A 20,137-nucleotide genomic window follows, 5' to 3' on the forward strand; every position below is an offset into this window, starting at 1 on the left:
TTGCATCCATCTCGCCAGCGGAGCAAGCGGCTCCAAGGGGTGAGGTGCCTATTGACCGCTCGCCAGGCGCCGCAGGCCGGACGCGGTCAAGCCGAGTTCGCCGAGCCGCCGCACTGCGTAGCCGAGGCCGACCAGCCGTTCCCAGTGCAACTGGGGAATTTCACGCTGCGCATCCCCCTTGCTGACTTCGCGCAAGGAGGCGAATTCGTCGGCGCTGAGGGCAGGGTGTGGTTCGCTCATGCGGCGACCTCGTCGGTCCACACCTTGAAGCTCGCCAGCGTGTTCGGGCCGAAGGTCTGGGTGATCGGCACGTCGGAGGCATCGCGCCCCTGTGCAATCAGGACGCGGCCGATCCGCGGCACGTTGTTGCGCGGATCGAACATGTGCCAGCGCCCGCCGATATAGGCTTCGAACCAGCCGGCGAAATCCCCCACGGCCCAGGGCTTGGGCGTGCCGATGTCGCTGAGATAGCCGGTGCAATAGCGCGCCGGAATGTTCATGCAGCGGCAGAACGTGATGGCCAGATGAGCATAGTCGCGGCAGACGCCCTTGCCTTCGCTATAGGCTTCCCACGCCGTCTTGGTGGCGCGGGCGTGCTCGTAGCCGAACGCGATGTGGCGATGCACGAAGTCGCAGATCGCCTGCACCCGCGCCCAGCCCGGCCGCGTCTTCTCGAACAACTGCCAGGCAATGTCCGAAAGGCGGTCGGTCTCGCAATAGCGGCTGCCGAGCAGATACACCAATGTGTCCGCAGGCAGATCCTCGACCGCGTGCTGGACCGCCGAGGCGAACATCGGATCGGGCAGGCCGGAGTCGCGAACGACGCCATCGGCGGCAAGACGGAGGCGGCCTGCCGGCGCCACCATGCGGCTGCACCAATTGCCGAACATGTCGCGATAGGGGGTGATTTCGACCGCAGGCGTGGTGGTCAGGAAGTCCGGCACGATGACGTCGGAGGCGCGCGTGAAATGAGTGCCCAGCACCATGATCATGGGTGTCGGCTGCGGGAAATCGTAAAGCATTTCGAATCCGACGCGCAGCTTCATTCGAAATACTTTCTTGGCTGAATACCTGCTTGAAATGGCTACGAAACCACCGAATACAAGGCTTTTGCTGCTTTATTCAACCAAATGCGCCTCTCGACAGAGAAAACGATAGCTAATTGCCGCAAAAGCGCGCACGCTACGCCGATGTCCGAACAATCCGATGGTTCCGTGCGCAGACGAGGTCTGTTGCCATGACGATGCGCTCGCGACGGGAAACGATTCATTTCAGGCACCCGTTCCGCATCAAGGGAATTGATCGCCAACTCGCGCCCGGCGCCTACGAAGTCGTCACCGATGAGGAGATGATCGAAGGGCTGTCGTTCCCGTGCTTCCGGCGTGTCGCCACCATGATCATGGTCCCTGCAGCGGCGCCGCACCGATCTTCGATGGAAATGATTTCGATCAGTTCAGTCGATCTGTCCGATGCGCAGCGGATCGACGCGAGCGCGCCCAAGTGACTGAGATCCCGATCGAGCTCGACAAGCATCGCGGCATGGCGGCGCAGAAGGCAACCGACATCCGCCGCGTGCTCGCCGACGTCGAGGCCAACGCGAAACTGCTGCGCGACAAGCAGGGCGTGGTCGAGATCCAGCTCCTGGCCGTACCGGCCGCCTCGTGGTCCGAGGCGGTGGCCAAGGCGCGTTACGTGCTCAACCTCTATTCGGCCAGCCTCGCGCCATCAGACACGCATCACCGCGACCTCGTGAGCGCGGTGCTTGCGGATCTCACCCGGCTCTCCGGCGATGATGCCTGAACAAAACGAACAAGCGGCTTCGACCAACCAAGACTTTATCCAGCGTGTTCGACGCAAGATCGAACGGCCAAACTGAAAGTATCTGATGAAAAATCTCTCGCCCCGTCACGTCAAGACAGAAGAATCGCTTCGCCTCGGTGTCGTGTCCGGCTGGTACTCGACCAAGGTCAGCGGCACCTTCGTTTCGGGCCCGCATGATTCCGAAGCCGACTGCCTGCGCAGGATTGCCGAAATCAATCCCCCGCCGGCCAAGAAGAAGATGATGGTGGGTTGAGTGGGAGAAATCGATGGTACGGTTGTTCCGACCTTTGAGAACCGCCCGATGACGCTCGCGCGTGGCAGCATCGGGGGCTACGAATATGATCGCATGGTGCTGAAGTTTTCCATGATGGACGACGGCAGGGAAGTCCCCTGCGCCGTCAGTGCGTCGGCGATGGACGATCTTGAGCGTGTTTCGCGGACGGCGCCGGAACGGCGTGAAGAGCAGTTCGTCCGGCTGCGCGACCGGATCGAACAATGCGCCTCGCGCAAGTTCCAGGCGCGGGAGTTCGAGGGCACGCCTCCCGGCATCATCCTGCGCAGCATCGACTTTCGCGGCTGATGGCCGAGGCCGCGGCGCGGCCTGGAATTGACAGCGTCGCTGCGTGAGCCGGGATCGACACCTGCCTTAACTGGCAAGCGCGGCGATGCAAATATAAGTCGTCGTTGCGGAACTCTGCGTCCGCAGCGCCGTTGCCAATCGATCCCCAAGAGCAGTGGGATTGGCGATCCGCCACAGTCAGCAGCCCAACATGACCAAAGCTATCTCGGCGTTCGCGGTATTCGCGCCGCTAGGAGCGTCGGGTGCAGCCGTTCGCGAGGTGCGCCTGGTCATGGCGTGCCGTTGAGCCATATATGATGCCTCTGGATCATTCCCGCCTTCCGCTCGTCGTGCTCGTCGTTGAAGACGAGATGATGCTGCGCATGCGCGTGGTCGATATGGTGGAAGACGCCGGCTATGTCCCGGTCGAGGCCGTGGACGCGGATGAAGCCATGGCCATCCTCCGCTCCCGATCCGATATCGCGCTGATGCTTACCGACGTTCAGATGCCCGGTAGCATGAACGGGCTGCAACTGGCACACGCGGTCCGCGAGAATTGGCCGCCCATCAAGATCATCCTGGCGTCCGGGCAGCTGAAATTGTCCGGCAGCGACATTCCGTTGGACAGCCGATTTTTCGGCAAACCGCTGCAATCCGACGAAATCATTGCGGAAATGCGCGTAATGCTTGGCCCGGCCTGAAATCGGCAGGAGACGGACATCCGATGGCTTTGCACCGTAACGGTCAGACGGCTGAATCATTGGCTTAAAGAAATGTCCGGAACCGGACAGATGGTGGTATTCGTTGTCGATGTTCAGAACAGTTCCTGATCCGTATGCCTCCCTTGAGGCGTCCGATCCGACGTCACCGCAGGAGGAACTGGCGGCAGAAAACGTCAGTCTCCGGCTGCTGCTGACACAGGCCAAGCTCAGCGCCGAGACGCTGCTTGAGCAGGCCGGCATCGACGCCAAGGAGCGCGAAGCCGCCGACAAGCTGCAAAAACTGATCCTCGAAGAGCTTCATCACCGCATCAAGAACACGCTGGCAACCGTGGGCGCCATCGCGTCGCAAAGTCTTCGCAACGCGCCGAGCACGCAGCATGCGCAGCAAGCGATCGAAGGCCGTCTGTTGGCGCTCGGGAGGGCCCATGATCTGCTGTTGCAGGCGCGCTGGACCGGTGCGGAGCTGCGAAAGATCGTGCAGGGGGCGACCGAGCCGTTCGACAATCCGGACAGGCCCCGGTTTTCGATTGCCGGATCCGATGTGCAGATCGCATCGGGCGCGGTTATTGCGATCGCGATGACCCTCAACGAACTCTGCACCAACACCACGAAATTTGGCGCATTGTCGGTGCCCGCCGGTCACGTGGCAATCAGCTGGGCGAAGGATGCGCCGGCATCGCGGCTGCATTTCACCTGGAAAGAACAGGATGGCCCGGCGGTTGCGGCCCCGACGCGCCAGAGTTTTGGCACGCGCCTGATCGAGACGCTCGGCCGGCAACTCAAAGGCAATGTCAGGTTGACGTACGAGCCGAGCGGGTTCGTCTATTTTCTCGATATTCCCTTGCTCTCGCTTGAATCGTGAGCGCTTAGCGCGCGTCAGCTTGCCACGATATTTTACCGGATCGAGCTGTTCATGTTGTCGATATCCGGCGAGGGGCGGGCGGGAAACAGCCGCGCGGCCGACGAGTTCGACAGGTTGCGCCTGCATTTGGGCTCGTCGGCGCTGGCGTCCTCGGTGCCGTCCTTGTTCCAGCGCTTTTTGGCAAAGACATCGTCGAGGCGATTGACGACCAGGGTGGCGTGATCGCGTTCCAGCGTATCCGGGTTCTTGCGCCCGTCGCTGGAACGGAAAGCACCGCCATCGACCAGCCTGCCGCTGATCTCGTAGTCGCAACCGGCTTTCCAGTCGCCCTGGTCCCACTTCCAGCCCTTGGCCGTGACGCTGCCATCCTTGTTCACGGTGACCTGGAGCACGGCATTGTACGCCAGCCATGTGCCGGCGAGCCCACTGCGCGTGTCGTCAAAGCCCTCGATCAACGCGATCCGCTCGCGCTGCAGCCGTTCGAGCTTGTCGCGTGCGTCGGCGGTGTAGTGCATTTGCGAGGTCTGCTTCTCCCAGGCCGGATGCAGGAATTGTGGATATTGGTTGGTCTGCGATTTGACCCAGCTGCGCTGGTCTTCGGTCAGCGCCCGCCGCGTCGCCTCATCGATGCGCGCCAGCAGTGCTTTCCAGGCCCGGTTCAGCTTCTGGTCGTTTTTGGCCATGTCAGGGTCGGCGCAGATTTCCTCCTCGCTGGCGGTGCCGGGGCGGGAGCAGTCGAAGGTCGGGGCCACGAAGGCCGTATCGACCTTGTCGGTTGCGGTGTCCTGCTTGCCGCTGGCGAAATAGCTCGCGGTGATCTGCCACATATGTTTGCAATTGGGTCGGTCTTCGTCGCGCCATTCGGTGTCGCCGAGCACGACGCGCAGCGTCTCGCCCTGGCGGCGCATCTTGACCGGGATCGGTTTGACCGGTTCGGCCCTGGTGTCGGCTGTCCTGTCATGTGGCTTCGCGGGCGCGTCGTCGTCCGGCAGCATCGTGCCGGTCAACCATCCGCCGGAAGACGGCTTCACGAGCGCGCCGGCCTTGCAGGCCCGGCGCCGGTCGCTGCCGAGGCCGTAGACCGCGCGCGTACCGAAGGCGAGGCGGTAGCCGCCGCCATCAGCTGCTGTGACCACCACGCTGCCGAACGTGTTGACCCATGTTCCAGGAAATCCTGCTCGTCCGAAGCCCGCTTTTATTGCTTCCACTGCCGTGGCCCGCTGGCGCAAGGTCTCGACAAAGGCCTCCTTGATCTCATCATCGTCGAATTCGTGTATGGGCCCCGCGGCGCTCAGCATGATCTCGTTGAACCATGCCTGGTCGCGCTTCAGCAGCGGCCGGGTGTTGGCTGGCGCTTTTGCAAGGGAAGCCTGCAGCGCCTTTTCGATTTTGGCGGTCAGCGCGTCGTAATCGGTCTGCTTGCAGACATCCGACGAGGCGAGCGGGCCATCGGTGCCGCAGAGACTGAGTCCGGTGGGCCCGCTGCTCAGCGCGCGCAGATATGTGTCCAGGGCGTAGCAGGAGGTCGGCATCAGCACGGACGCGGCAACAGCGAGCACCGCGAGGGGATGGGAAGCGGACATGGGTTTTCGGCCCTCGAACGGGGGAGCGCGTTCTCTGCGCTTTAAGTCGCAGGCCTTGGCCTTTGGGTTCAGGTCGCCGAGCCTAACTCTCCGCGACCGCCTCACTCCATGGCTGGAACACCTCGGTGGCGCCGCTGTTGGTGGCGCCGTCGCGCAGCACGACGCTCGGGCAGGCGAACTTCATCGGCGTGGTCTGGATCCGCGCTTCCTCGTAATTGAACTGCGCACGCAGGCTCTCCCGCGTTGATTTCGGCAAGCGCACGTCGCCGATCACGATGGCGCCTTCGCTGGCGTCGATGCGCGGCTGATGGATCGCCGCGTCCAGATCCATGCCGTAATCCATCACGAACGACAGAAGCTGCGTCACCGCGGGCAGAATGCGCCGACCGCCGGAGGCGCCGATGGCGGTGCGGCGGCCGTCAGACGCCTGCGCCAGCACCGGCGTGTAATTGGTGAGGCAGCGCTTGCCGGGCGCCAGCGAATTCGGCGTGCCCGGCGTCGGGTCGAACCACATGATGCCGTTGTTCATGGTGATGCCGGTTTGCGGACAGACGAATTTGGAGCCGAACGATGACAGCAGGGTTTGCGTCACCGCGGCCATGTTGCCGTCGCGGTCGACGGCCGAGAAATGCGTGGTGCAGGCCGGCGCCAGCGTTTCGGCGCCGAGCGCGCGGCGGCCGTCGGCATCGCCCATGTCCTTGAGGCGTTCGCGGTAGGCCGTTTGCAGTGCCTCGGCGTACGCTGCATAGGCCGCGGAATCCGGTGCGCCGTTTGTTGGCTGCAGATTTTGCTGCAGCAAGTGTAGCGTACGCGCCAGCGTTGGTCCGGCGGTCAGTTCCGGCGTCGCAAACACGTTGCCGCCGCGATAGGGGATCGCCAGCGGTTCGCGCAGATAGGCCTTGAACGGGATGAGATCTTCGACCGACAGCGCGCCGCCGGCGCTTCGCACATCAGCGGCGAGGCTGCGCGCCAGATCGCCTTCGTAGAAATCGCGCGGACCTTGCGCTGCCAGATGCGCCATCGTGGCCTTGAGCTTGTCCTGCGGCAGGCGGACCTTGGTCTTGATCCCCCATGGCGCATTCGGCGGCAATCCATCAACGAGATAGGCCGTCGCACTGGCGGGATAGCGCCTGAGATCAGCGGCCGCACTCGCAATCATCAGCGTGGTCCACCAGTCGACCGCGAGGCCCTCACCGGCGAGGGCAACGCTGGGCGCGAGCAATTCCTGCCACGGCATTTTGGCATGGCGGCGATGCGATTCCTCCATGCCGGCAACCACGCCGGGCACCGCGATCGCGCCAGGGCCATGGATGTTGCGGTCGTCCTTGACCCGCGCCCACGGAAACAGATCGGATGCCGCTCCGCCGCTCAGCGGATAATCCTCCAGGCGCAGGCTGAGCGGCGCCCGCATGCCGTAGTCGATCACTTCATAACGGTCCTCGCGGGCGCGATAGAGCACCATCGCGCCGCCGCCGCCGAGCCCGCTCATCCAGGGTTCCAGCACGCCCAGCGCAAACGTCGTCGCGATCACGGCATCGACGCAATCGCCGCCCGCCGCCAGCACTTCGGCGCCGACCTTGGCCGCCTTGCCCGATTGCGCGGCGACGATGCCGCCTTTGGAAGTCACCGCGGGCTTTCGGATCTGCTGGGTGTTGGTGAACTGGTCGTGCATGCTGCTGCTTTCATTGCCACAGGAACCGCTAGGGTACGGAACGGCCCCCGCCAGGTAAAGTCATCAGGCGCAACCCTGGCATCCTGACGCAAGTGCAATGCGCGGATTGTTGGTATGGTGGGCACAAGCGCCGTCGTTGCCAAGAACAACAAAGACCGGGTGGAATATGACCGAAGGGACCAAGGCTCCCCGTGAAATGGCTCCCCGCGACAAGTCGCATTACGAAGTGATCGTGATTGGCGCGGGTGTGGCCGGCATCTATCAGATCAAGCGTCTGGCCGATCTCGGGGTGGATGCCACGGTGCTGGACGGCTCCCCCGACCTCGGCGGGACCTGGTACCGGAACCGCTATCCGGGCGCACGTTTCGACTCGGAGAGCTACACCTATGGTTATTCCTTCTCGCGGGAATTGCTCAACGAGTGGCACTGGAAGGAATGCTTCTCGGGCCAGCCCGAAAATCTCCGCTACCTCAACCATGTCGCCGACAGATTCGATTTACGCAAATACATGCAGTTCAACGCCAAGGTGGAGGCTGCGCAGTTCGACGAGGCGCAGCACATCTGGCGGCTCAGGATCGACGATGGCCGCGAGCTGACCTGCCGGTTCGTCATTCTGGCGATCGGCCTGCTCTCGACGCCGACCTTGCCGCGGCTGGAAGGCATGGAATCCTTCAAGGGCCGCTCGTTCCACACCTTCTACTGGCCGCACGAGCCGGTCGAGATGGCGGGCAAGAAGGTCGCGATCATCGGCACCGGCGCCACCGCGATCCAGGTGATCGGCGAAATCGCCGACAAGGTCGGCGAATTGACCGTGTTCCAGCGGCGGCCGAACTGGGCGGCGCCGCTCAACAACGGACCGATCTCGGACGAGGAGATGGCCGACATCAGGTCGCGCTATGACGACATCTTCGCGGCCTGCGCCCGCAGCCCCGGTGGCTTCGAGCATGAGCCCGACCGGCGCGGTTTCTACGAGGTGACGCGTGAGGAGCGGCTGGCGCTGTGGGACAAGCTCTACGACGAACCCGGGTTCGGGATCTGGCTCAGCAATTTCCGCGAGATCTTTACCGACGAAGTGGCGAACGCCGAGTTCTCCGCCTACATCGCCGACCGCATCCGCCGGCGCGTGAAGGATCCGGTCATCGCAAAGAAATTGATTCCGAAGGACCATGGTTTTGGCGTGCAGCGCGTGCCACTGGAGACGAATTATTTCGAGGCCTATAACCGCGACAATGTACATCTCGTCGATATCAGCGAGACGCCGCTCGAACGCGTGACCGAGACCGGCCTGCGCACGTCGGCGCGCGATTATGATTTCGACATCATCATCTATTCGACCGGCTTCGACGCCATCACCGGCGCGTACGACCAGATCGACATCAGTGGCATCGGCGGCGAGAAGCTATACGACAAATGGAAGGACGGTCCGTCGACCTTCCTCGGCATGCTCGTGCACGGTTTTCCAAACCTGTTGATGCCGACCGGCCCGCAAAGCGGCTCGGCTTCGACCAATTTTCCGCGCGGCATCGAGACCGGCGTCAATTGGTGCATGGGCTTGCTCGAGCACATCTGGGATCGCGGCTACACCAGCGCCGATCCAACTTTGGCGGCGCAGGAGCGCTGGAGCGCGCATGTGAAAAAGATGTACGCCATCATGCTGATGCGAAACGCCAAGTCGTGGTTCACCGGCTACAATTCCAACGTTCCCGGCCACGAGCACGGCAAGTACCGCTACTTCGTCTACAACGGCGGCACGCCGAAATACGTCGCCGCCATCAACGACGCCGTCGCCAAGGGCTATGAAGACATCGTGTTTGCGTCGGGCGCGCGGTCGGTACGGCCAGCGGTCAGATCGAGCGCTGCGGAGTGAAGCGCACCGGCAGTTTGCGGATGGCGTGGACGAAATTGTTCGGCGCCATTTCGATGCCGCCGGCGTATTCGATATCCGGCAGCCGCGTCAGCAGCTGGCGATAGACTTCTTCGAGCTGCAGCTGCGCCACGCGCTTGCCGATGCAGACATGCGGGCCGAAGCCGAAGGCGATGTTCCTGGACGCATTGGCGCGGCGGATGTCGAGCCTGTCAGGATCGGGAAAGATCGCGGGATCGCGATTGGCGGCGCCGTAATACATGATGACCTTCTCGCCGGCCGCGATCTTCTGTGCCCCGATCTCGGCATCTTCCGTGGCGGTGCGGCGCATGTAGATCACCGGGCTGATCATGCGGATCAGCTCATCCACGGCGTTGGGCATCAGCGATAGGTCGGACATCAGCGCGCGCTTCTGATCGGGAAATTCGGTCAAGAGCTTCATCGAGCCGGAAATCGAATTGCGCGTGGTGTCGTTGCCGGCGAACACGATCAGCAGCCAGGAGCCGTCGAGATATTCGTCGCGTAGCAATTCGCCGTCGATGGTGGCGCGCGCGATCGCGCTCATCAGATCGGGCTTTGGATCGGCGCGTCGCTTCTGCAGCATGTGCTGGCCATAGGCGAACATCTCGGCGACGTTCTCGTTGAACGCCTTGACGAACGCCATGAACTCGGGCGTCGGCTGCGGATTTTTGCGTTGCGTCGCCGCGACATGGCCGGCCACTTCGAGATAGTGCATCCAGTCGAGGAATTTCGGCCGGTCGGCTTCCGGCACCCCGAGGATTTCGCACAGCGTGAACAGCGGCAGGCGTGACGACAGCGTCTCGACCAGGTCGCATTCGCCAAGGCCGGCCATGCCGTCGATCAGCCGCGTGGTCTCGATAGCCACTTTCTCCCGGATGCCCGTGAGATAGCCCGGCGTGAAATAGGGCATGTGCTCCTTGCGGAGTTGCAGGTGCCAGGGCGCGTCCATGTTGATCATGGCATCGACGGAGGCGCGGAACAGCAGCGGATGCCGCGTTTCGGGCGGACCATAGGCCATCAAAATCCCGCCCTTCTGCGACGAGAAGGTTTTGGGATCGCCATCGACGCGCATCACGTCGTTATATTGGGTCAGTGCCCAGAAGCCGGGGCCATTATTGCCCTCGCGCTGCCACGCCACCGGCGCCTCGGCGCGCAGCTGCGCGTAGATGTCGAACGGCTGTCCCTGCAGAAACAGTTCGACATTGGACAGCGCGTCCGGCTCGACTTCGGGATAGGCTCTGGGGAATTCGGGTCCGGCGGGCAGGCCCAAGGGGAAGTCTTCGCTCAGGAGACGCATCGGCTGGTTTCTCCGGTCAGGTTGCCGACTTTACAAGGACGCGTGCGCACCGTCTTGCGCCATCAGGCTATGCCGCCGAGATAGAGCCGCTTGACGATGTCGTTACCCTTCAATTCGTCGACGGAACTGGCCGCGACAACGATCTCGCCGTGGACGATGATGTAGCCGCGGTTGGCGATGCGGATCGCCTGGTTGAAGTTCTGCTCGGCCATCAGCACGGTGAGGCCGAGGCGCTGATTGAGATCGCCGATCTTGGAAATGGTTTGCGATACCAAGAGCGGCGACAGTCCGACCGACGGCTCGTCGACCAATAGCAGGCGCGGCGAGGACATCAGCGCGCGCGCGATCGCGAGCATCTGCTGCTGGCCGCCGGACATGGTGCCGGCGAGCTGCTTCTGCAGGTCTTTCAGCACCGGAAAGGTTTCGAAGGCCTGCGCCAGATTCTTGTCGATGTCTCGCCGGGCCGCCTTGCGGAAGGCGCCGAGCATCAGGTTTTCCAGCACCGTCAGTTTGGGAAACAGCCGCCGCCCCTCCGGCACCATCGCGACGCCGAGATCGACGATGGCTTCCGGTGACAATTTGGTCAGGTCATGCGTGGTGCCGTCGATCGTCAGCTGCATGGTTCCGCGCTGCGGCCGCACCAGCCCGGCGACGCACTTCATCAGCGTGCTCTTGCCGTTGCCGTTGGTGCCGAGCAGGGCGACGGTCTCGCCCGCTTTGACATCGAGCGAGACGCCGCGCAGCGCCTTGACGGCGCCGTAACCGGCATCGAGGCCTGCTATCGCGAGGCTAAGTGCCAAGATAGGCCTCCTGCACCCGCTGGTTGGCCATGACTTCGTTCGGCGCGCCGATCGCGATGATCTTGCCGGCGTCGAGGCACATCACGCGCTGCGAAAAACGCATCACGGCCTGCATGATGTGCTCGATCATGATGACGGTGATGTCCTGGTCCGCAAGGCTCATCAGGAGATCAAGCACCTCGTCGACTTCCGAAGAGGAAAGCCCGGCCATCGCCTCGTCTGATATCAGCAGTTTGGGCCGCGTCGCCATCGCGCGGGCGAGCTCCATCTTGCGCAGTTCGACCTGGCTCAGCGTGGTGGCGGATGCATCGGCCTTGGACGCGAGACCCATGCCGGCAAGGATCGACATCGCGGTCTCGTGCCGGTGCGCAGCCGAGACGAGCGGATCCGTGGCCACCGCGAAATCAAGCGCCACCATCAGGTTCTCGACTACCGTCATGCTTTTGAACGGCCGCGGGATCTGGAAGCTGCGGGCAATGCCGCGGCGGGTGCGGACATGCGCCGGCAATTGCGTGATGTCCTCGCCGCGGAACACCACAGTGCGGGCCTCGGTGCGGAACGCGCCGGAGATGCAGTTGATCAGCGTGGTCTTTCCCGAGCCGTTCGGGCCGATCAGGCCGAACCGTTCGCCGGGGCGGATGTCGACGCTGACATTGTCGAGCGCGGTAAAGCCGCCGAAGCGCTTTGTAAGCCCTGATATCTGCAGCAGGGGTGCGCTGGTGTCGAGGGGCGTCATTGCTTGCCCTCCCTGCGATGGCGGCGAACCCGGCGCAGCAAGCCGATCAAGCCCTCCGGTGCGGCCACCACGAACAGCACCAGCATGACGCCGAGCACCAGCACGTTCACTTCCGACGAGATGGTCACGGTCAGCAATTGCTGCGTGGTGCCCAGCAGGATGGCGCCGACGATCGGGCCGGCCCAATGCGCGGTGCCGCCGATCAGCGACATCGCCAGCGTCGAGACCGAATAGTTGAGGTTGAACGCGGAGGAGGGGTCGGCATATTGCAGATACATCGCGGCGGGTGCGCCGGCCGCGCACATCAGCGCGCCGGAGACGACGCAGGCCAGCACTTTCAGCCGCAGGGTCGGCACACCAGTGCATTCCGCGGCGAGTTCGTCGTCCCGCAGCGCCTGCAGGCCGCGGCCGATCCACGAATTCTGGATGTAGCGCGAAACCACAACCGCCAGCACCACGAGCACCGCCTGGACAAAGAACAGCATCTGGACATAGCCTGAGAACGGCCACGTCACCGGCGGTCGTTGCAACTGGATACCGGCCGCGCCGCCGACATAACGCCAGTTGGTGATCGAGGTCTCGATCACGATGGTCAGCGCGATCGTCGCAATCGAGAAGAAGATGCCCTGCATGCGCAGGGTCAATAGGCCCAATGCAAAGCCCATCAGCGCGCCGACGCCGGCGGCGGCGACGATCTGTACCAGGAGCGGCGCGCCGGCCACCTTGAACAGGAACACCGCCGTGTAGACGCCCATGCCAAAAAACGCGCTGGTGCCGAAATTCACATAGCCGGCATGGCCACCGAGGATGCTCCAGGCTACCGCGAGTACGATGAATTGCAGGATCACATAACCGGCGAAGAAGGGGTACTCGTTGGTGATGAGCTTTGTCATCAGCGCAATGGCGATCAGAAAGATCGCCGCGCCAATCCAGAAAAAGATACCGTTGCGCTTCATGACCGCCTGCCGAACAGCCCCTGCGGCCGCACGGCGAGAACGCCGAGCAGCATCGCGAAGGAAATGGCCGGCGCCCAGGAGGCGCCAAACAGCGTCAGCACGATCGATTCGGCGACGCCGAGGATGATGGCCGCAACCAGCGTGCCGGTCATGCTGCCGAGCCCCGCCATGACGACGACGCAGAAGGTCCGTCCGATATAGGCGCGGTCGAGCGTCGGGTCGACGGGGGCTACGATGATCAGCAGGGCGCCGGCAATGCCGAGCACGGCCGTAGCGATGCCGAACGCCCATTGCTTGATCTGGATGGGATTGGCGCCCATCAGCCGCAGCGCCTCCTGGTCCTGGGCGACCGCGCGGATCGCGCGTCCCATGAAGGTCTTCGACAGATAGAGCGCCAGCAGGGTGGTCAGTAAGGTGGCGACGGCGAACGCGACCACCAGCCGATAGGGAATCCGCATATCGCCGATCCGCCAGGCCTTGCCGATATAGGGCGCGGTGACCGAGCGCTGGTCGACGCCGAATTGCAGGATGATCAAGACTTCGATGATGAAGGCGATGCCGAAGAAGAACGCGATGCCGCGCACGCCGGCGTCGCTGCCGCGTTTCTCGAACGTCTCGTAGTACAGGCGGTAGGCGGCGAGACCGAATACGAAGAGGAACGGGGTGATGAGCAGTCCCGCCAGCAGCGGATCGATTCCATAAAATTCGTTGAGCACATAGACGGCGTAGGACGCCAGCACCAGAAACGCCGGGTGCGCGACGTGGGGAACGTCGAGCAGGCCGAACGCGACTGATAGCCCAAGGCTGACCGCCGCGTAGAAACAGCCGAGCAGCACCCCGAGCACTACTGCATCGAGCAGCAGTTCAAATGAAAACACGTAAGGTCCCCCTTGACCCGCTCCTGAGCCGCCGCTTTCCCGGTTCGCGCACGCGCTGCCTTTCCCACCTAAATTGCTCGGGGCGCTGGTGCGCCGCCGGGTCAGCGCACCATGGTCCGGAGATCATAGCGTTTTCCAGCGAAGTGGATGCCGGTTCGCGTCAAGAAAACGCGTCAAAATAAGGAATCTAGAGTCCCGTTTCGATTCAATCGAAACGGGACTCCAGCCGCGATGGTTATTTCCGGGCAGCCTCGAACGGGCTGATGAGATCGCCGGATTTCATTTTCGCCGGGAACAGGATCACCTGGGTGCCGGGCTTGCGGAACTGGTCCATATTCTTGTCCACGACGCCACGGAACTGCGCCTGCAGCGTTGCGGATTCCTTTCGCTCGCCGTCGGCGGCGAACGCGATCGGACCGACGATGGTCTTGTGCTCGTTCTCGCGCAGATACTTTGCGAGCGCCTTCTGGTCGAGCGACCCCACTGCCTTGATCGCCTGCTCGATCATCTGGCCGCTGGCGTAGCCGAACGGCGCCAGATAGTAGCCGAGCGGATCGACCTTGGCTTCGATGGCGCGCTTGGTATAGGTCTCGAAGAACGCTTTGGTCCCCTCGTTCTGCATGCTCGGTTCCGGCAGCCAGGTGTTGTAGTTGACGACGCCATTGAGCAGCGAACCAAGGTTTTCCATCACCGCGCCGAACTGCAGCCCGACCATGCCGCCGCCGAAGATCTTGACGTTGTCGCCGATTCCGATTTCGTTCACGGCGCGCAAAATTCCGGCCGAGTCCGGCGGATAGGACGCGACATAGACGATGTCGGGCTTGGCGGCCTTGAGCGCGCGCAGGATCGAGGAAAATTCCACCGTGTTCGGCGGATAGGCCTGGTCGAACACGATCTGCATGTTCATCTTCTTGGCGACGTCGCGTGCGGTCAGCGCCAAGTTCTGCGCGAATTCCTGGTCGGCCGCGAGCAGCGCGATGGTCTTGCCGCCGGCCTTCTGGCCGAGTTCGAGGAAGGACGCCGCCCAGCTGTCGGCCGGTCCCCATGGGGCATTGTTGAACCACATGTCGTGGCCAACCTTGCTGTTCACCTGGAACGAGAAGTTGCCCATCAGCAACATGCCGCGCTGCTTGACCAGCGGCATCAGCGGCGCTGTGGGCACGGTCGCGTAGGGCGCGAACAGGATATCGACCTTGTCGACGTCCAGAAGCTTGGAATAGATCGCCGGCGTTTCCGAAGCGCTCGACTTGTCGTCATAAACGATGAGTTCGACCTTGCGGCCGAGCAGGCCACCCCTGGCGTTGACGTCGTCGCGCCAGATCTCGATCCCGAGCTGCGACGCCTTGCCGCCGCCCGCCAGACCGCCGGTCTGTGCCATCGACATGCCGATCTTGAGCGGGGGCTGTTGAGCGAGCGCGGCTGAGTTGAGCCCAAAAGTTAGGCCAAGCACGGCGGCGGTGATCGTTCCGCCGAGAAGCGTCCTGCGTTTCATTGATCCTCCCAAAGATCTCGTTTTGTTTGGTTCTTTTCGCCTGTCCGCGCTCTATGGCGCTTTTGCTGCAAGGTTAGAACTAAAGCGCGCCCGGCCACAAGCCACAATGGAACGCGGATGCAACCTTTGGGACCCTACGTTCGGGGGATCATCCGAAAATGACGCGGCCGCAACCGTTAGTGGCGCTGGCCGGCCACCGGCGCAGATATGGCGGATCGCCCATTCCCGCCGCGGGACGGCGGCCGGGACCGCCGACGGGCGCGGCGCCGCTGGCGCGAGGCCGGTCGGTGAGTTGAAAGGTCGTTGCGCCGATATTTCTGATCGCCAATGCGCAGGCGCCGTTCAAAGGACCTGCAGGAGCTGAACGCTTACGGCAAGTCACGGCCCGAGGGCCTGACCTTTGGGTACAGGCAGAGGCTGGCCGCGCGCTTGCCGATCCCGAGGTGAAACAGAAGCTGCTGGTCCGGGGGCTGGAAGCTCACGCAGCGGCACGGCCGCGGAGTTCGGCAAAGTCATCGACGGCGAGACGCGCAAGTGGAGCGCGGTGGTCCGCGATGCGGCCTCAAGGGGGAGTAGGCTTTCTCCTCACTGATCGGTTGCACCTACCGTGGGTGTCGAAAGCCATTATCAGCGTTGCATGGCAGCCAACAAAGTCGAGCCTCAACGTCTATTGCTAGATCGCCGCGCAACTGCTGTTCAGGTGTTGAAGCAAGGCGGTGACCATCTCATCCGCGATGAATGTCGTCCGTCCACCGAACGTCAGGTTTTTTCCGTCGGGCGGTATGACTGCTTGACGCCGGGTACCCCGAGAGTTCGGGGGCTGCCGGCGTCCGATCTGCTCCGATGAGCCGACATGGTTAAGGCTTGACCCCGCAAAGTGGCCATCGGCACATCCAGACGCGGGGCAGACAAAAGGCCGTCTTAATCCGCTGGTTCATCGGGGATAACAACCTTGCAGAGGCGGGCGGAATGGGTCACCATTCCGAATGGCAGCTAAATACAAGGCTAAATACGAGAAATTACTCGAATAATCGACTGATCCCGTCAGGACGCGATTATGTTTTGTGATGCGTGCCGATCGGCAATGGATGAGCGGGACAAGTACTGCGCGGCCTGCGGGGCTCGGGCGCTGCAAAAGCGGTGCGACAGCTGCGGTAAATCCAATCGGCCGGAAAGCAGTTTCTGCGCTTATTGCGGAGACTCGCTACGCGTAACCATCAACGGCGGCGGTGCTGTTGCCGAAGATGTCCAGGCCTCTACCGAACCCAAGGCCGAACTCAAATTCGTAACGATTCTGCGCGCGGATATTGTCGGCTCGACGAATATTGTTGCGGACCTCGATCCCGAACATGCCGTCTCCCGTCTCGAACCCGCACTGTCAGCGATGCGAGCCGCGGTTCGACAATTTCGCGGCACGGTCAGCAAGGAGCTCGGGGACGGATTGGTGGCCGCGTTTGGCGCCCCAAGCGCTGACGATAACCATAGTCGCCTTGCCTGCCACGCAGCGATCGAACTGATCCGGCGTGTTGCAGAACTTGGCGACCCCAGCATCCAGGTGCGCGTGGGGCTGCACTCCGCCTACGTCCTGGCCTATGTCGTTTCGAGTGACGTCTCCCACGTCTACGAATTCGGCGGATCAGCACAGCACTTGGCGGAACGACTGCAGGCTGTCGCCCCATCGGGACAGATTATGGCCTCGGAAGCGTGCCGGCTGCTATCCGAAGGGTTCATTGACTTCGAGACGATGGAGCCGAGGCATCTGAAGGGCTTCGCAAACCCAATTCCGATGTACAGGGTAGTCGGGGTTCACCAGCTTTCAACCTGGCAGGTTCGCAAGGCTCGAAGCATCGGGCGGTTCGTCGGAAGAGACTCTGAAATGAAGTCTCTTAGAGCGGTGGCCGACGGAATCGCCAAAGACGGGAAAATGGTTTCCGTGCTTGGCGATCCCGGCATCGGCAAATCGCGTCTGGTGTACGAGTTTGTGGAGGAGTTGCGGGCGGCCGGTTGGCGCGTGATCGAGGCCGAATGCAGCCCGCCCTTGCAAGCCTCGCCCTTTGCCGTGTTGAAGAACGTTCTGCAATCGGCGCTGTCGCCACATTTGCGGGCCGGCAAGCCGATTCCGGGCGAGGATCCGCTCGCCGGTTTGCCGCCGATCTGGCACGCGGCGATAGATGCCGTGCTGGACCTTCCGGTTTCGGATCCGGATTGGAGCAAGCTTGAGCCCAGGCAACGTGGTCGGGCAATTGCAGAGGCAAGCCGTGCCGTCATTGAGCGCATAACCCAGGACTCGCGGGTCATGCTTCTGATCGAGGATTTGCACTGGATCGATAGTGCGAGTGCGGCGCCAATTGAATCCCTGGAATCACTGACCGCCCGTCATCCGTTGCTGATCGTGACCACCAGCAGGCCGACCGGAACGCCGGAGTTGCGTAGCCGACGAAGCTCCGTCAGTCTGTGGTTGCGTCCGCTGGACGACGACGCCGGTCGCGAAATGCTGGACGATATCCTTGGGCATTCCCCGTCGGTGACGGACTTGAAGGACCGCATCCTCCGACATACCGGCAACGTGCCGCTTTTCATCGAAGAGGTGTGTCGCGGTCTTTCGGATCAGGTCGTTCTCGGCGGGCACCACGATAGCGCCAGCGTTGACATATCTCCGGATAGATTGGGCATGCCCGCGACCATTCAGGGCATGATCGCCGCGCGTATCGATCGTTTGAGCTGGGATGAAAAGATTCTCCTTCGGACAGCGGCTGCGGTGGGAACACAGGCAACCGCCCGCATCTTGCAGGAGGTAACGGGCCTGCCGGACGAGCAGCTGCAGTCTCAACTGGCCGCGCTCGATCGCGCCGAACTCCTGATCGAAGTCAGTTTGTTGCCAAGCCACGTCTACGAATTTCCGCACGAACTGATCCGCCAGGAAGCGTACGAATCCATGCTGGAAGCGGCGCGTGAAAAACTGCATCGGCGAATTCTCGCCAGTATCGAGGCTGGAGTGTCGGGTCGCCTGGACGACCAGTCCGATGTTCTTCTATACCACGCAACAGGCGCAAAGGACTGGCGGAAGAGTGCGCTGTTCGCCCGCAACATAGCCAGGAAATGTATTGATCGTTCGGCGCTGGCCGAGGGCGCGCAATATTTCGGGATTGCGATCGATGCGCTCGACAAGGCGCCGCTATCGGCCGAGCGCGAGACGCTTGCCATCGATCTGCGGATTGAGTCGCGCGTGGCGTTTTCTTCCTTTGGCGTTGTCGACAAGTGGCTGAGTCTGGCGAAGGAGGCCGATGCGCGCGCAGCGGCGATCGGGGACCATGCGCGCAAGGTTGCGACCATGGCGGTGCGCGCAGCGGCGCTCAATTTTTATGGCGCGCCCGTCGAAGCGATCGAGGCCGGGGAGGAGGCTGTCGGCAAGGCCGAGCAACTCGGCGATCGTGGATGGCTGAGCTACGCGGAGTTTGGCTTGGGCCAGGCTTATTTTGTCGCGGGCCGGTGCCGTGAAGCGGAGAAAATGTTTGCACGCGCGTGCCAGCAACTGACGGGGCCCGATCCCAGGGCTCCGCTCGGCAACACCCCGCAAGGTTTGGCGATACTTTGCTACATGATGTGGGCTGTCGTGCTGAGTATGTTGGGGGAGTGGGACCAGGCAGAGACCGTTCAGGGGCATGCGCGCGCGATTGCAGATCGCACCGGCCGACCCATCGATCGCGTGTCGGTTGGTTATTGCTCGGGCTCGATCCTGCTCAACCGCGGTGATTTCGCGGGCGCAAAAGTCGAGCTTGAGAAGGCGTTGAAGCTGGCCAAGGAACACGAAACAAAACTCTACGTCCCAATTCTTGCTTGCCTTTGCGGAATGGCAAATCTGGAGCTCGGCCTGATCGACGAGGCCAAAGTCGTTTTGACGGAAGCACGAGACCAGGCACACGCGGTCGGTCATTCATCGGTCATGTTGCGGGCGCCCAACTACCTGGCGCTTGCACAGAACGCGTCTGCGGATGCGCTGGAAAACGTGAGATCGGTTCGCGCTGGAGCTCGCCAGCAAGGGTATGAAGGTCTCGAAGCGGAAACATGGTTATCGGAAGGGAGGATGTTCGCGATGCGGCCGGAGGCTGATCCGGAACAAACAAGCCAATGCTTGCGGAACTGTATCGCCATTGCCGAGCGGCTTGAGCATAAGCCTCTTGTCGCGAAAGCGGAGGCGTTACTGGTCAAGGTGAACGGCGAGTCCGTTCGACACTAAAGGCTGCTCATCAACTTTGAAGGCATCGTCAATTACGTCTGGTGTGAAACGGCCTCTTGAGGCAGTGAAACAAAGTGGAGGTGACAATGGCTGAGAAGAGCTTTTTTGCCGGGTTCTATCAGAACCCGAAATTTATTGACGCTATGAACAAAAACTACACGACCAGCGCCATGAAGGAGAGCGTCAAGACGCTGCAAGGTCATGCAAGCATTAGCCTGGCGACCATGAAGTGGGGTGAATATCAGCCCGTCCTGACGCCGCGGGATAAATGGCCCGGAAAGACCTACGAACTTTGGCAGGAATCGATGCTGGCGGCCCGAGACAGTCTCGCGACGCAACCCAATAAGCTGCAGCTCTCGCCGGACGATGCTGCGGTGCCTGCTACAAAGTGCGATCTGGCCGACGCCGTGATTCGAAAGTGTTTTAACTCGGTACCGCCGATCCAAATCGTTATCGCGGTCGAGGTGAAAGAGGCTGGCGCTAAAGATCCAGCCGCCCACGACCTCAAGATAGAATGGACTACCATGGGCGGAGAGCCCACCCTCAAATTCACTATGGTCTGCCCTTACGAACCGCCAACGTCGAAGGGGGGCTAGCGGGCCGAATTACTGCCGGCTAGAGAAGACTCCTGGAGGTA

The 20,137-nt window shown here is 62.3% G+C and carries 19 protein-coding genes; 9 read left to right on the top strand and 10 right to left on the bottom strand.

The genetic code is table 11. From position 1 onward, the window contains the following. Positions 1–48: 48 nt before the first annotated feature. Complete coding sequence (locus JQ597_RS20565) at positions 49–240, bottom strand: hypothetical protein (RefSeq protein ID WP_192739931.1); 192 nt, start codon at positions 238–240, stop codon at positions 49–51. Then, positions 237–1,046, bottom strand: coding sequence for a transglutaminase-like domain-containing protein (locus JQ597_RS20570; protein ID WP_212266027.1), 810 nt, complete (start codon positions 1,044–1,046; stop codon positions 237–239). Before JQ597_RS20570 ends, JQ597_RS20565 begins: the two co-directional genes overlap by 4 nt. Positions 1,047–1,237: 191 nt before the next feature. On the opposite strand from JQ597_RS20570, the gene JQ597_RS20575 reads away from it, so the two are divergent. The 6 genes from JQ597_RS20575 (at position 1,238) to JQ597_RS20600 (ending at position 3,964) form a co-directional block, all read left to right on the top strand. After that, positions 1,238–1,504: a hypothetical protein gene (locus tag JQ597_RS20575; RefSeq protein ID WP_192739933.1), complete on the top strand. Its 267-nt coding sequence runs from the start codon at positions 1,238–1,240 to the stop codon at positions 1,502–1,504. Further along, positions 1,501–1,800, top strand: a complete 300-nt coding sequence (locus JQ597_RS20580; RefSeq protein ID WP_212266028.1) for a hypothetical protein — start codon at positions 1,501–1,503, stop codon at positions 1,798–1,800. Before JQ597_RS20575 ends, JQ597_RS20580 begins: the two co-directional genes overlap by 4 nt. An 85-nt stretch (positions 1,801–1,885) precedes the next feature. Continuing rightward, positions 1,886–2,074, top strand: coding sequence for a hypothetical protein (locus tag JQ597_RS20585; RefSeq protein WP_192739935.1), 189 nt, complete (start codon positions 1,886–1,888; stop codon positions 2,072–2,074). A gap of 48 nt (positions 2,075–2,122) precedes the next feature. Next, on the top strand, positions 2,123–2,401 hold the full coding sequence (locus JQ597_RS20590; protein ID WP_192740012.1) for a DUF1488 family protein: 279 nt from the start codon (positions 2,123–2,125) through the stop codon (positions 2,399–2,401). Between the two features lie 242 nt (positions 2,402–2,643). Continuing rightward, on the top strand, positions 2,644–3,081 hold the full coding sequence (locus JQ597_RS20595) for a response regulator (RefSeq protein ID WP_312011797.1): 438 nt from the start codon (positions 2,644–2,646) through the stop codon (positions 3,079–3,081). Positions 3,082–3,190: 109 nt separating this feature from the next. Next, entirely contained in the window at positions 3,191–3,964 is a 774-nt protein-coding gene (locus JQ597_RS20600; protein ID WP_212266029.1) for a sensor histidine kinase, read from the top strand. A gap of 32 nt (positions 3,965–3,996) precedes the next feature. Here JQ597_RS20600 and JQ597_RS20605 read toward each other — a convergent pair whose 3' ends face one another. Further along, complete coding sequence (locus JQ597_RS20605; RefSeq protein WP_212266030.1) at positions 3,997–5,547, bottom strand: lysozyme inhibitor LprI family protein; 1,551 nt, start codon at positions 5,545–5,547, stop codon at positions 3,997–3,999. A gap of 82 nt (positions 5,548–5,629) precedes the next feature. After that, the gene (locus JQ597_RS20610) at positions 5,630–7,219 is read right to left on the bottom strand and encodes a gamma-glutamyltransferase family protein (RefSeq protein WP_212266031.1); all 1,590 of its coding nucleotides are present in this window, start codon (positions 7,217–7,219) and stop codon (positions 5,630–5,632) included. Positions 7,220–7,385: 166 nt separating this feature from the next. Here JQ597_RS20610 and JQ597_RS20615 point away from each other — a divergent pair, with 166 nt between their 5' ends. Next, a complete protein-coding gene (locus tag JQ597_RS20615; RefSeq protein WP_249148056.1) occupies positions 7,386–9,086 on the top strand; it encodes a flavin-containing monooxygenase in 1,701 nt (566 codons plus the stop codon). On the opposite strand, the gene JQ597_RS20620 is transcribed toward JQ597_RS20615, so the two are convergent. The 6 genes from JQ597_RS20620 to JQ597_RS20645 all read right to left on the bottom strand — a co-directional run bounded on the left by JQ597_RS20620 (position 9,064) and on the right by JQ597_RS20645 (position 15,263). Continuing rightward, positions 9,064–10,401, bottom strand: a complete 1,338-nt coding sequence (locus JQ597_RS20620) for a cytochrome P450 (RefSeq protein ID WP_212266032.1) — start codon at positions 10,399–10,401, stop codon at positions 9,064–9,066. The two genes, JQ597_RS20615 and JQ597_RS20620, sit on opposite strands and share 23 nt — an antisense overlap. A 62-nt stretch (positions 10,402–10,463) precedes the next feature. Beyond that, complete coding sequence (locus JQ597_RS20625; RefSeq protein WP_212266033.1) at positions 10,464–11,201, bottom strand: ABC transporter ATP-binding protein; 738 nt, start codon at positions 11,199–11,201, stop codon at positions 10,464–10,466. Further along, complete coding sequence (locus JQ597_RS20630) at positions 11,191–11,937, bottom strand: ABC transporter ATP-binding protein (protein ID WP_212266034.1); 747 nt, start codon at positions 11,935–11,937, stop codon at positions 11,191–11,193. The genes JQ597_RS20625 and JQ597_RS20630 overlap by 11 nt, the downstream gene beginning before the upstream one ends. Continuing rightward, positions 11,934–12,893, bottom strand: coding sequence for a branched-chain amino acid ABC transporter permease (locus JQ597_RS20635; protein WP_212266035.1), 960 nt, complete (start codon positions 12,891–12,893; stop codon positions 11,934–11,936). Before JQ597_RS20635 ends, JQ597_RS20630 begins: the two co-directional genes overlap by 4 nt. Then, complete coding sequence (locus JQ597_RS20640; protein ID WP_212266036.1) at positions 12,890–13,771, bottom strand: branched-chain amino acid ABC transporter permease; 882 nt, start codon at positions 13,769–13,771, stop codon at positions 12,890–12,892. The genes JQ597_RS20635 and JQ597_RS20640 overlap by 4 nt, the downstream gene beginning before the upstream one ends. A gap of 235 nt (positions 13,772–14,006) precedes the next feature. Then, on the bottom strand, positions 14,007–15,263 hold the full coding sequence (locus JQ597_RS20645; RefSeq protein ID WP_212266037.1) for an amino acid ABC transporter substrate-binding protein: 1,257 nt from the start codon (positions 15,261–15,263) through the stop codon (positions 14,007–14,009). Between the two features lie 1,057 nt (positions 15,264–16,320). On the opposite strand from JQ597_RS20645, the gene JQ597_RS20650 reads away from it, so the two are divergent. Together JQ597_RS20650 and JQ597_RS20655 are read left to right on the top strand one after the other, a co-directional pair. Beyond that, a complete protein-coding gene (locus JQ597_RS20650; RefSeq protein WP_283813444.1) occupies positions 16,321–19,500 on the top strand; it encodes an AAA family ATPase in 3,180 nt (1,059 codons plus the stop codon). 86 nt (positions 19,501–19,586) lie between these two features. Next, positions 19,587–20,096, top strand: a complete 510-nt coding sequence (locus tag JQ597_RS20655; protein WP_212266039.1) for a hypothetical protein — start codon at positions 19,587–19,589, stop codon at positions 20,094–20,096. Positions 20,097–20,137: the final 41 nt, after the last annotated feature.

Source organism: Bradyrhizobium sp. AUGA SZCCT0177 (genome assembly GCF_018130125.1).
In the GTDB taxonomy this organism is placed as follows: Bacteria; Pseudomonadota; Alphaproteobacteria; order Rhizobiales; family Xanthobacteraceae; genus Bradyrhizobium.